Consider the following 12,361-nt stretch of genomic DNA (forward strand, 5'->3'; position numbering starts at 1 on the left):
GCTGTGTATTTTGTTGTTTTTATTACACTAATAGTAAAAGGTAAGTTTTTTAATATTTTATTTTTAATCAGCGAAATCTATCATATAATGATAATGACTGAGCTCTGTGAACTGATATATTTAAAGAACAAGATTATGAAATATAATAAAAACAATATGCTTAAATGTAGAAAAATCAACATATGAAATGGGGTTATTACTATGATGAAATTTACAAAGCAGTTATTGAGCGGCTTTATAATAAGTATAATATGGCTTATTGGTTTTAGTTGTATCGCAATTTTAATGAACGGACAGAAACTTATTCAATTTGATCAAGTATTGATCTCATCTATACAAGGTTTGGAATCACCGGCTTTAACATCACTAATGAAATTTTTTACTTTCATCGGGTCATTTCCGTCTGTATTTGTTATTTGTCTATTTACAGCCTTATTTCTTAATTTTGTCTTAAAGCACCGAATAGAGCTTATCTTATTTGTTTATGTTGTTATAGGCACACCCATTATTAATCAAATCCTAAAATACTTTTTCCATCGTGCTCGCCCAGATTTCTATCGATTGATTGAGATTCGTGGATACAGCTTTCCTAGTGGACATGCAATGAATGCATTTGCAGTATACGGAATCATTACTTTCTTGTTATGGCATCGTATACCTTCCCATTTAGGACGTATGATTCTCATTTTGATAAGTAGTGGACTTATTATTATAATCGGTGCAAGTCGGATTTATCTAGGTGTTCACTATCCAAGTGATATTATTGGCGGATATTTTGCTAGTGGTTTTTGGCTTTCGTGTGCTATTTGGTTTTTTCAAAGATACAAAGAAAAGCAATCCCAAAGAAAGCGTTTATCGGATTGAACGATATAGAAATGTTCATTCTATTATGAAGCTTATACTATGACCTTTGTCTGATTTCCTCATGGAATCAATACATAAAGCTGATATCATAATTCACAATGGTAAACAAAAGCCCAATCCGAAAATGGAAAGGGCTTATTTTATGTATCTAAATATTTTAACATTTGTATATAATATTTCGTATTTGACTTGTCCAGTTCATCGCCATCTAACTCACGTTTTCCAAAATTAACAAAACCATTCTGACGGTAGAAGTCAATTAACCTTTCATTATCCTCGCATTCCAGATACACGACTTTTCCACCAATTTCGTTTTGGATCCCTCTTACCTTATCACAAGCCATTTTAAGAAGTTCATCACCAGTAATTAAACGGTTATATGTATTTGTATAGTTTTTTCCTAGTTGGGCTATTAAAGGAGCAGTAATTTGATATCTCTTCAATTCATTATCATATCTGGCGAATTTTGAAATTCTTCTTCTCAGGCGATTACTTAATGAGGATTTTTTAAGAAAAAAGAATTTCGTTGCCAGAGTAAAATACCCTATCAGAACCAACTCGTCTTTATATGATGTGAATATTAAATGTGTTTTTGACAACCCTTGTTTAGAAAACTCTATCGCCTTGTGTCTTAAAAACCATTCAACATCCTTGTTATAAGGGCATGAATATGTAGAGAGGATGAGTTTTACATCATCCTCTCCTAGTTCTATAACTAAATCATTTAGATTTACATGTTTATACCCTGTCATTATCATCTGTTACCTTAAATATTTCCTTGATTTGATCTTTTGATATTTCGGAGTATGATTTCTTATACGTAACTTCTTTACTTTTTTTGTTCTTAGCGTTCTCTAACGCTAGTACTAATCTACGACCAGAATTTTTTTCTTTAATATTAATGTTTTTCAAGATACTCTTTGTTGCCATTTTATCGCCTCCGATAACTCTAACACATTTAAGTAGCATTGAGTAAAAATCGCTAACATGCCGTATTTTTATTATTGACAAATTTATTAAAAATAATAAACAAACTCAAATTATATGTTTTCATACTATACTTTACTGTATTATTCTTCTTAAATTTATTATATTCAAGGTGAATCTTTTTTGCAACAGTTCTATAGCAAAAAATCAAATAATACAAAAACAATAAAATGGATCTATCTAATTATCCTTTCGATATTTGACATTATTATTTTGTCCCTAAAAAACAAAAGCCCAATCCGAAAATGGAAAAGGCTTATTTATGCGAATTAAAAAACAATAAGGTTAAATTAAGGATAAAAGGCTAATTTAAAAATCATATAAAGCCTTGAAAGTACTGATAATGGTCTGAGTGAGAGGATTCGAACCTCCGGCCTCGTGAACCCCATTCACGCGCGCTACCAAGCTGCGCTACACCCAGACAATATATTTATTATAATCATTACAAGGTAAAATTTCAAGTAGAAGTTGCATTTGAAATTTTGAATTAAAAATTAAAGAAAGATTAATTTAGTACATGGTATTTGTCTTAGTAGTCAGATTGTAGGGATCCTTCGCTAACGCTTAGGATGACTAGGGTAGTAGCTAGGACTGACTTGTAAGACGTAGGGACAATTTTTGTTCGTCCTTTTATAGTCCCAATCTGTCGCTTAATATCACAACGGCGAGGCACCGTTTCCTACTGCTAAGATACAGCTAGATGCTAAAACAGAGGCGAACAAAGTTCGCCTCACTAGGCCACCACCGGTGGTCAAAAGGTTTTGCTTACCACCTTAAATAATAATAAACACAATTCCTCTACCATTCTCATTTAATACTCTAGATAATGTTCTCTTGATCTTCTCTTGATGGTCTTCAGACATTCTGCCTACTTTGCCATTTAAATTGTTCATGACCAGTTCGTTCAGATTCTTTCCGAAAATTTCCATTTCCCACATTTTAGCTGGGTCATCTTCAAAAAGTTCTTTCATTTCGTTCATAATCCGCTCACATTCCGCTTGTGAGCCCACAAACGGGGTAACTTCAGTATCTACTTGAGCATTGATTACGTGAATAGATGGTGCACTTGCTTTTAGTTTTAGGCTATAACGATTCCCTTTGCCGGTTACCTCTGGATTTTCTAGTTGGAGTTCTTCTGCGTCAGGCAGTACAATGCCATAGCCTCTGCTCTTTGCACTATCAAGAGCGCTTCTAATTCTGCTATACTCAACACTCACTTCAGACAATTTTCGTATGTAGTTGAGCAAGTCTAGTTTATTATTTAATTCCTGACCTGCATTTTCATTTAAAGTATTGTAGAAGATCTTTTCCTCTACGCATATATCAAATGAAACTTCCCCTTTTCCAAGATCTAAAATGCCAGTGCGTATTCCAATGGATTCAGTCCCTGTTGTGGAATTACTTAAAATATCTCTTATTTTAACAGAACCCTTTACCTTATTTTCAATGATATCCATCATGCTTTTCTTAATAGCATTTTCTTCATCAATGGCCTTAAACCATATAGGCACATTAAATTTAATTTCTTTAATTGGAAATTCATACAATACTTCTTTTAATATAGTGTTGATATCGCTTATTTCAATATTAGCAATATCTACAGGGATAACGCTAGTATTATACTTTTCAGCTAATCTGTCTTTTAACGCAGCAACGTCTTCGCTATCTGGGAATTTAGTATTTAGCACGATGACAAAAGGTTTGTTAATGGCCTGTAGTTCTTTAACAACTCTTTCTTCTGCTTCAACATACTTTTCTCTTGGTATGTCTAATATGCTACCATCAGTAGTTATGAGCATGCCAATTGTAGAATGATCCTTAATAACCTTTTGAGTTCCTGTCTCTGCAGCCTTTTCAAAAGTCATTGGTGTTTCACTCCAAGGAGTCATAATCATTCTAGGGGTGCCATCTTCAACAGATCCAATTGCGTCATCAATAAGATATCCAACGCAATCAATTAATCTTACTTTCATATTCACATTAGTACTCTCGTCAAACTGAATATTTACAGCCTCGTTTGGAACAAATTTTGGCTCTGTAGTCATAATAGTCTTGCCTGATCCACTTTGAGGTAATTCGTCTTTTGCCCTTAAGGCTTGAAATTCTTCCTGTATGTTTGGAATAACCAACTTATCCATGAATTTCTTGATAAAAGTTGATTTTCCAGTCCTTACAGGACCAACTACACCAAGATAAATATCGCCGTTTGTTCTATTGGCTATATCTTCATATACATTAAAGTTCATTACACTTCCTCCTCGATTCATTGTCCATTAATAATATTTATTCAGAGGAAGCACATATATGCTATTTTTTTAAAAAGATATTTTTCTTGGAGCCTTAGTCTCTAATCCTTAGTCATTTGCCCTAGCATTAGGGTATTCCTTTAGGGTCAAGATCTTTCGCTTGCGCTCAAGATGACATTGGGCAGGAGATATGCCAAGAGTAACACTTTCTTACAATCTAAAAAAGAACACATTTAAATGTATTCCTTTTTTAGATTAATATCATATAAAACGAAAATCCTGTAGAAAATAAAATCACCTACGATGTTTTAAAGTTTTACATAGAACGTACAACTTAGAACTCAGAAGATCATTTAATCTTCTGTTATTTCCATCCGTGATAATAAAGGCTATTTATTTCCTCAATTTCGTTTTTCTTCTTTCGGGTCATCATGTCTCTAACCACTTCTTTTACATCTGCATTTTCGTACAATACTTTATATATAGCAGTAGTAATAGGCATGTCACAATGGTATAAATTTGATATCTGGTAAGCGATTTTTGTTGCGTTAATTCCCTCTACGACCATACCAATTTCTTTTAAGACATCTTGAAGGGGCATTCCTTCACCTAATAGTATTCCTGCCCTTCGGTTACGGCTATGCATACTTGTACAAGTTACGATTAAATCTCCTATGCCTGTTAAACCTGCAAAGCTTTCGCTTTTTGCTCCAAGGACTTTACCTAGCCTGCTGATTTCTACAATACCTCTGGTCATAAGAGCAGCTTTGCTATTATCTCCATAACCAAGTCCATCAGACATACCTGCTCCTAAGGCGATAATGTTCTTTAAAGCTCCACCTAATTCTACACCTACAATATCTGGATTCGTGTACACTCTAAACGTGTCTGTAGAAAAAACTTCTTGCAGATACTCAGATTTCTCTCGACTTTCTCCTGACACAACTACTGTTGTAGGAATCCCTTTAGCAACTTCTTCTGCATGACTAGGTCCTGATAATACGTAGACTTCATTATAAGGTAAAACTTCATTGATTACTTGAGATAGTCTCAGATAGGTATCAGCCTCTAATCCCTTAGCTAGATTTACGATAATTTGATCACTATTGACATATGGTTCTAAACTCTCACAAACATTTCGTACAGCCTGAGATGAAACTGCGAGAACGATAACCTCCGCATCTATAAGGGCTTCTTCTAAATTTACAGTAGGATAAATATTCTCATCTATTGTAATTCCAGGCAAGTACTTTGTATTTTCTCTTTTTTCTTTTATATTGTTAATAATTTCTTCACGTCTATGCCAAAGAGATACTTCATATCCCTTTTTGCCTAATGAAGAAGCAATAGCTGTTCCCCAACTTCCTGCTCCTATTACTGCGATTTTCAACAAATCACTTCCCATCTTTATCTGTTTTTTCTCGAACTAGAAAAATAATCGGCGTACCAATAAAGCCAAAAGAATTTCTAACTTGGTTCTCTAAGTATCGAATATAGGAGAAATGTATTAGTTCCTTATTATTCACAAATAATATAAAAGTTGGCGGCTTCACGCTAGCTTGTGTAGCATAATAAATCTTAAGCCTTCTCCCTTTATCTGCTGGTGGCTGATTTAAAAGTATTGCTTCACTAATAACATCATTAAGCATACCGGTTGTAATTCTTTTTGCATGCTCGCTTGCAACCTGTAAGACAGTCTCCATTATTTTATTGACTCTCTGACCTTCTAAAGCAGATATATAAAGAATAGGAGCATAACTCATAAAGGATAGCGTTTCTCTTATATCTTTTTCAAAGCTTTTTGTAGTATGATTGTCCTTTTCGATCTTGTCCCATTTATTTACTACAATAATCGAGGCTTTCCCCCTGTTATGTGCAATTCCAGCTATTTTAGCATCTTGTTCTGTAATGCCATATTCTGCATCGATTAGAATCAAGCAGACATCTGCCCTTTCTACAGCTGTAACAGCTCGAAGAATACTGTATCTTTCAATTTCATCATAGATTTTATTTTTTCTTCTAAGACCAGCTGTATCGATGAGCACGTATTCTTCTCCGTAGTATTTAAAAGAAGAATCGATGGCATCTCTTGTAGTTCCAGGAACATTGCTTACAATTACTCGGTCTTCGCCAAGTAATCTGTTTACAAGAGTAGATTTCCCTGCATTGGGCTTGCCTAGAACGGCAATTTTTAATCTTTCATCTTCTTCAAAATCTACTTCGCTTCGTTCAAAAGATTCTACGACTTTGTCTAATAAATCTCCTATCCCTAAACCTTGCTCTGCTGAAATAGAGATGGGATCTCCTAATCCCAGGTTATAAAATTCAAAAGAATTTCGATCTAATTCTTTTGTCTCTATTTTGTTTACTACTAATATAATGGGCGTGCTTGTCTTGCGAATCATATTGGCTACTTCTAAGTCGGCAGCCGTCATCCCTTCTCGCCCATCTACTAACAATAATATGACATCTGCCATGTCGATTGCTATCTGAGCTTGTCGTCTCATCTGAGACAAAATAATATCCTTAGAAAAAGGCTCGATACCCCCTGTGTCAATCATTGTAAATTTGTGCCCTAGCCACTCGCAATCAGCAAAGATACGATCTCTTGTAACACCTGGTGTATCTTCGACAATTGAAATTCTAGAACCTGCGACTTTATTAAAAAGAGTAGACTTCCCTACATTAGGTCTACCTACAACTGCAACTATTGGTTTTTGCATTATTTTTCTCCTCAGTATAATAACTTTTCTATAAATTCTATTCCATCTATTTCAACAGGAATACATGGGACACCTAATTTCTCAGTGAGCTCATCTACTGTTACATCATCTAAGAATTTATCCCCTTCAAAGCGAAGCATATTTGCTGGAAATAGAACCTGACTTCCTAATTGGTGTTTTTCTAGTTCAGCAATAATATCTTTTCCAGTAACTAATCCTGATACAGTGATATCAGAACCAAAGAAGATATTTGGAATTTCTACAACTTGAATATTCAGATCTTGGTACTTACCCATAATCTTTTGAACAATACGATCCATTATGGGATATGCTAAACCCCCTGTAATTACCGTAATATCTTTTTCTTTCACTTTTCCTTTTGTATCTTCTAAAGCGGTATAACACTGATTCGTAAATAGAGAGACCATGCCTACTCCATTTTCCAATTGAGCAAAAGAATCATAATAATCCACAGGAGGAATATTTATATTTCCTTTTAAGAAAAACTCGTCACTGGCATAAACTACATTTTTTCCAATTTTTTCTTGCATTTGAGTTTGATAATGATCAATTTGTCTGATTACACCTTTACACTCTTCTCTTGTAAAGGTTCGTATAGGATTTAATTGGTCTCTATACTTTGTAAGCCCTACAGGAACAATTGAAATCGAATTGATATAAGGCACCATCTGCGTTAAATCCTTAAGTGTCTTGTCTAATTCTTGACCGTCATTGTACTCTGGAACAAGGACAATCTGTATATTCATATGAATTTTATTATCGTAAAATTTTATTAATGCTTCATTAATATTGTACGCTTTTTTATTGTGGAGCATTTTGACTCGAAGTTCAGGATTGGTCGTATGAACGGAAATATTGATAGGTTCAAGGCGGTATTCAATTAATCGTTCGATGTCCTCTTGGGATAGATTTGTTAAAGTCACGTAATTGCCATAAAGAAAAGACAATCTAGTATCATCGTCTTTAAAGTATAGAGTATCTCTCATCCCCTTGGGCAATTGATTGATAAAACAAAAGACACAATTATTGTGACAACTCTTAGGCTTATCGATCATCTCTTCCTGAAAAGTGATTCCTAGAGGCTCCTCATAATCTTTTTCGATTTCAAGCTGCCAAATCTCTCCGTTTGCTTTTTGTATTTCTACTAACAAAAACTCATCATTGATCAAATACCTATATTCTAATATATCCCAAGGTTTTTTCCCATTGATGGTAAGCAACTTATCCCCTGCTTCAATATCAAGTTCTTCTGCAATACTTTCTTCATCAATTTTTACAATTAAAATATCTTCTTCCATTATTCCATCCTTTTATTAATTCTTTATGTATATTATCATTTGTGCCAATTAAAGGCAAGCTTTTTGGCCGGGCATTCCTTCGGGGTCAGCCATTAGCCATCAGCGTTCAGCATTCAGCTACCAGTATCAAAGGCATTCCTCTGGGGCCAAAAGGATAGCCGCCAGCCATCAGTTAAAGACATTGGACAGCAACCAGCCATCAAATCAAAACTCTACAGCTACCGAAGGTAGCTAAAGTACTGGTCGCTGATGGCTGGCGGCTAGTTGCTTTTTTTCCTTAGTGCTGGACGATAATAAAGCACTCATTCTCCACATCGTGAATCATAGCCAGCGTAATCTTTGATAGGAGTAGTGCTGTTTTTTCTGCTTCTTCTTTGCTTTCTGCATAAAAGACGGGTGGACCGCTATATAATACTCTTTCTTTATTTGTTGTAACAATTGCGACAATCGTTTCCTTAGCCATCTACTACCCTTCTTTCTTTTCAGAACCATCTGGTTTTCTTCTAGCGCTTTCAAGAACCGGTACATTTTTTGCAATAACGATACCATCGTGAGGGATATTGTTCATAGTTATAATAAACAAGCTAATATTACCAGTACTTGGTTCTCGCCTTGCTAATGGAGTAAAATCTGGTTCATCTACATCTTTTCGTATACCCAATTGACTTGCCAAATTATGAATGATTGCTTGTCTCTGCCCAATATTGGCTAATGTTGCCACGGCGTTTTCGTCTTTTGGATAAATGGTAATACCCATACCCTTTTCGAGTATAATATCCTTAGATACTTGGTAACCAATGTTCATAATCACCACATCATCTACCATAAGAAGGGGACCTTTAAAATGGATTTTGCCTTCTTTTACATCAGCAATATCTGCAATGGTATTTGGTTTTAGGATATTTTTTAAAAACAAAATCAAAAGAAGTCCAAATACAATCTCAACAATCAGCAAAAGAATCACTTCTAATTCAAAAATTTGATTTAATATAGAGGATAAGGTGCAAACAGAAAAAGAGGTTAAGAATGCAACGTAATTTCTCGCTTCAAATCGCTTAGCAATATCTTCAATATATGCCTCACCTCTTTTAACTAGTTCCATGCTTTCAAGTCTTTCTAAGCTCTCTCTTTCCATGCTTCGTATATCTTTAAATTGTGCTGTAGCAAGTCCTAGGAAGGTTACAGCTCCATAGTCCTTAGATAAAAAAGCCGGGGTAACCACTGCTCCTAGACAGGCTGCAACAAAACCAAGAATTAAGTGAGAGACAAAGGATTGTGGATAGCTAGGGTATTGCCTATAATCAACGCGTATCATGAGCACTCTAGCCAAAGTCCCCATTATAATCGCAATAAAAATTACTGAAATTGAATTTTCCATAAAAACCACCAAAAGCCTAAAGATTTATTCTAGATAATCTTTAGGCTTTCCTAAAATGAGTATTTCATACTTGTTAAGTTGTAAGTTCTATGTTCTAAGTTGTAAGTAAAACCTATGCCACAACTAATAGCTTATTGGTTTTGCTTACCACCTGACCACCTTGTCACCTTACCACCTGATTTTAAAAATCCTTATACTCCCCAGTGACCATATAATTAACAGACTCAAATATATTAATTGCGTGGTCACCTACTCGTTCTAAATGGCTCGATACAAATATAAATTTTGAATACTGTTCTATCATGCTGGCATCACATGACATTCTTTGAACTAAATCTCTACGAAGATTATGGTGAGCATTATCCACTTCTTCTTCTAAGGATAATATTTCCTCCACTTGACTGATGTCTAAGTTGATATAAGAATCGATGCATTTCTTTACTAATTCAATGACGATTTCAGACATTCTCTTGATTTCAGTAATTTCCTTTAAATTAATTTTCTTATCTAACAAATCTTTTGTTACATTTGCTATATTTACTGCATGATCTCCAATTCGCTCTAGATTATTGATGATTTTAAAAGCAGATGTAACTCTTCTTACATCTGAAGCAACAGGTTGCTGGGTTGCAATAATTAAGACACATAGTTCTTGTATTTCTATTTCCTTTCCATCTACCATATCATCTCGTTTAATAACTTCAATGGCTAAGCTTTTGTCGCGATTTGAAAGGGAATCAATGGAGTCTCTTAACATATCCTCTACAATAGAGCCCATTAACAATATTTCATTATGCAAGCGCGCCAATTCATTTTCAAACACTTTTCTCTGTACCAAACTTATCACCTCTACTTATATATTTTTTTATCATCAACCAAATCTACCAGTAATATAATCCTCTGTTCTCTTATCACGAGGTTTTGTGAAAATATTAGAGGTAATGTCACTTTCAACGACCTCTCCTGATAAGAAGAACGCTGTATTGTCTGATATTCTGGCTGCTTGTTGCATGGAGTGGGTAACGATAACGATGGTGTAATCTTCCTTAAGACTTTCCATTAGTTCTTCAATTTTAGAAGTAGCGATAGGGTCTAGAGCTGAAGTTGGTTCATCCATCAATATGACTTCTGGTTCCATAGCCACTGCTCTTGCAATACAAAGTCTTTGTTGTTGTCCACCAGATAAGCCTAGTGCAGATTTATTCAAACGGTCTTTTACTTCATCCCAAAGCGCCGCCTGTTTTAAACTTTTTTCAACCAATTCATCTAATGTAGCTTTATCCTTAATCCCTTGGCACCTTGGGCCGTAGGCAATATTATCATAACAACTCATAGGAAAGGGGTTTGGTCTTTGGAAAACCATGCCAACTTTTGTTCGAAGTTTAATAACGTCTATATCACCGTATATATCGGTATCATCCAGAGCCACTACACCATCGATTTTTACCCCTTCAATGAGATCGTTCATTCTATTCAAGCATCGAAGTAATGTGGATTTCCCACAACCAGAAGGTCCAATGAATGCAGTAACCTTTTTTTCTACAATATTTAAATTTACATTAATAAGGGCCCGGAAAGTGCCATAATATAAATTTAAGTCTTTTATAAAAAATTTATTTCGATCTTTCAAGTTTTATTCCTCCAATTAATAATTCGCTCTGTTAAATAAGCGAGTAATAAGCTTTGCAATGATATTTAGTACAATTACTAATAATATTACCACAATTCCTATAGCACACGCCATTTCAATATTGCCTTCTTCTTTTGCTAAATAATAAGCTTGTACTGTAAGAGTACTTCCTGAAGAAAACAAGCTATCTGGAATCTTTGCAACGGTTCCTGCGGTCAATAATAGAGCAGCAGACTCTCCAATAATTCGTCCTATACTGAGTATTACCGCTACAAGAATTCCTGGCATAGCGCTAGGAACGATGATCTTTCTAATGGTCTGTAATTTTGATGCACCTACTCCATATGACGCTTCTCTATAAGAATCTGGAACAGCTTTGAGAGCCTCTTCTGTACTTCGAATAATTGTTGGAAGCAAGATAATACTTAAGGTCAACGCTCCTGAAAGTATAGAAAGGCTAAATTTCAAAAATACTACGAAAAAAGCCATACCAAATAAACCAAAGATAATTGAAGGAATTCCTGATAAACTTTCAGTAGCAAAACGAATAAGATTAACGAGTTTACCTGGTTTTGCATACTCCACTAGGAAAATAGCAGCTAAAATCCCTATTGGCGCGGCAATTCCTAAAGATAATAATATCATATATACGGTAGTAACGATATTTGGAAATACGCCTCCACCTACCGAAACTACTTTTAACTCGATTTTTCCACTTGTTTCTTCTAATATATTTACGATTTCTTCTAAGGATTTATCTTCTACTTTTTCGCCATTAATTCGATTAAGTAGAAATCCTTCCTTTATACCAATAGATTTACCTGTACGATCTACGGCTTTACTCATAGGTGATTTATTTTCAACATAAGTGATCATAACATCTGTATTTTTCGCTCTTGTATTTTCGATAATACCTATAGCTCCACCAATATTTTCAATGTATATTGGTTTTTCTATTATATTATACATTCCTTCTCTGTACTTTGAGTCTAATAACTTGTCTTCACTTATATTTGATTTTATGTTTTCTGCATTAAAACTCAAATAATAAGAAGAAGAATTGTACTCATTGACAAAAAAGTCCTTGCTGATTTGACCTAAGCCTTTTCCAAAAACGAATCCTAAGATGGCAACTAATATTCCTACGCTGATTACGGAGGACAATATGATAATGAATTTTACAATATTATCTTTAATTTTTCTCATATTCTCTC

Annotated in this window: 12 protein-coding genes and 1 tRNA gene; 1 reads left to right on the top strand and 12 read right to left on the bottom strand. The window is 34.6% G+C overall.

What is annotated here, in order from left to right; all coding sequences use genetic code 11:
- The first annotated feature begins 201 nt into the window (after positions 1–201).
- Complete coding sequence (locus tag DES36_RS03045; RefSeq protein ID WP_207657420.1) at positions 202–864, top strand: phosphatase PAP2 family protein; 663 nt, start codon at positions 202–204, stop codon at positions 862–864.
- 140 nt (positions 865–1,004) lie between these two features.
- Here the strand turns inward: DES36_RS03045 and DES36_RS03050 are convergent, their stop codons facing one another.
- The 12 genes from DES36_RS03050 to pstA all read right to left on the bottom strand — a co-directional run bounded on the left by DES36_RS03050 (position 1,005) and on the right by pstA (position 12,353).
- Positions 1,005–1,616, bottom strand: a complete 612-nt coding sequence (locus tag DES36_RS03050; protein ID WP_113919754.1) for an N-acetyltransferase — start codon at positions 1,614–1,616, stop codon at positions 1,005–1,007.
- Positions 1,603–1,794: a hypothetical protein gene (locus DES36_RS03055; protein ID WP_113919755.1), complete on the bottom strand. Its 192-nt coding sequence runs from the start codon at positions 1,792–1,794 to the stop codon at positions 1,603–1,605. Before DES36_RS03055 ends, DES36_RS03050 begins: the two co-directional genes overlap by 14 nt.
- Before the next feature lie 401 nt (positions 1,795–2,195).
- A tRNA-Pro gene (locus DES36_RS03060) sits at positions 2,196–2,272 on the bottom strand.
- 352 nt (positions 2,273–2,624) lie between these two features.
- Positions 2,625–4,097: a stage IV sporulation protein A gene (gene spoIVA / locus DES36_RS03065; protein WP_113919756.1), complete on the bottom strand. Its 1,473-nt coding sequence runs from the start codon at positions 4,095–4,097 to the stop codon at positions 2,625–2,627.
- A 364-nt stretch (positions 4,098–4,461) separates the two neighbouring features.
- Complete coding sequence (locus tag DES36_RS03070) at positions 4,462–5,490, bottom strand: NAD(P)H-dependent glycerol-3-phosphate dehydrogenase (protein WP_146953596.1); 1,029 nt, start codon at positions 5,488–5,490, stop codon at positions 4,462–4,464.
- 1 nt (position 5,491) lies between these two features.
- On the bottom strand, positions 5,492–6,820 hold the full coding sequence (gene der, locus DES36_RS03075; protein WP_146953598.1) for a ribosome biogenesis GTPase Der: 1,329 nt from the start codon (positions 6,818–6,820) through the stop codon (positions 5,492–5,494).
- An 11-nt stretch (positions 6,821–6,831) separates the two neighbouring features.
- The gene (locus DES36_RS03080; RefSeq protein WP_113919759.1) at positions 6,832–8,139 is read right to left on the bottom strand and encodes a DUF512 domain-containing protein; all 1,308 of its coding nucleotides are present in this window, start codon (positions 8,137–8,139) and stop codon (positions 6,832–6,834) included.
- A gap of 277 nt (positions 8,140–8,416) precedes the next feature.
- Positions 8,417–8,602, bottom strand: a complete 186-nt coding sequence (locus DES36_RS03085) for a capping complex subunit for YIEGIA (RefSeq protein WP_113919760.1) — start codon at positions 8,600–8,602, stop codon at positions 8,417–8,419.
- Positions 8,603–8,605: 3 nt separating this feature from the next.
- Positions 8,606–9,517 carry a YIEGIA family protein gene (locus DES36_RS03090; RefSeq protein WP_113919761.1) on the bottom strand — a complete coding sequence of 304 codons (912 nt, stop codon included), beginning with the start codon at positions 9,515–9,517 and terminating at the stop codon, positions 8,606–8,608.
- A gap of 181 nt (positions 9,518–9,698) precedes the next feature.
- Positions 9,699–10,355: a phosphate signaling complex protein PhoU gene (gene phoU / locus DES36_RS03095; RefSeq protein WP_113919762.1), complete on the bottom strand. Its 657-nt coding sequence runs from the start codon at positions 10,353–10,355 to the stop codon at positions 9,699–9,701.
- 33 nt (positions 10,356–10,388) lie between these two features.
- Positions 10,389–11,147 carry a phosphate ABC transporter ATP-binding protein PstB gene (gene pstB / locus DES36_RS03100; protein WP_113919763.1) on the bottom strand — a complete coding sequence of 253 codons (759 nt, stop codon included), beginning with the start codon at positions 11,145–11,147 and terminating at the stop codon, positions 10,389–10,391.
- A 15-nt stretch (positions 11,148–11,162) separates the two neighbouring features.
- Complete coding sequence (gene pstA, locus DES36_RS15355) at positions 11,163–12,353, bottom strand: phosphate ABC transporter permease PstA (protein ID WP_113919764.1); 1,191 nt, start codon at positions 12,351–12,353, stop codon at positions 11,163–11,165.
- Positions 12,354–12,361: the final 8 nt, after the last annotated feature.

The organism is Alkalibaculum bacchi (genome assembly GCF_003317055.1).
GTDB classification, from domain to species: domain Bacteria; phylum Bacillota; class Clostridia; order Eubacteriales; family Alkalibacteraceae; genus Alkalibaculum; species Alkalibaculum bacchi.

Excerpts from the sequence above, each read along its gene's own strand:
- DES36_RS03045 (WP_207657420.1), top strand. The coding sequence starts at position 202 with ATGATGAAATTTACAAAGCAGTTATTGAGCGGCTTTATAATAAGTATA.
- pstA (WP_113919764.1), bottom strand. The coding sequence starts at position 12,353 with ATGAGAAAAATTAAAGATAATATTGTAAAATTCATTATCATATTGTCC.
- der (WP_146953598.1), bottom strand. The coding sequence starts at position 6,820 with ATGCAAAAACCAATAGTTGCAGTTGTAGGTAGACCTAATGTAGGGAAG.
- DES36_RS03085 (WP_113919760.1), bottom strand. The coding sequence starts at position 8,602 with ATGGCTAAGGAAACGATTGTCGCAATTGTTACAACAAATAAAGAAAGA.
- DES36_RS03055 (WP_113919755.1), bottom strand. The coding sequence starts at position 1,794 with ATGGCAACAAAGAGTATCTTGAAAAACATTAATATTAAAGAAAAAAAT.
- DES36_RS03090 (WP_113919761.1), bottom strand. The coding sequence starts at position 9,517 with ATGGAAAATTCAATTTCAGTAATTTTTATTGCGATTATAATGGGGACT.
- DES36_RS03050 (WP_113919754.1), bottom strand. The coding sequence starts at position 1,616 with ATGACAGGGTATAAACATGTAAATCTAAATGATTTAGTTATAGAACTA.
- DES36_RS03080 (WP_113919759.1), bottom strand. The coding sequence starts at position 8,139 with ATGGAAGAAGATATTTTAATTGTAAAAATTGATGAAGAAAGTATTGCA.
- spoIVA (WP_113919756.1), bottom strand. The coding sequence starts at position 4,097 with ATGAACTTTAATGTATATGAAGATATAGCCAATAGAACAAACGGCGAT.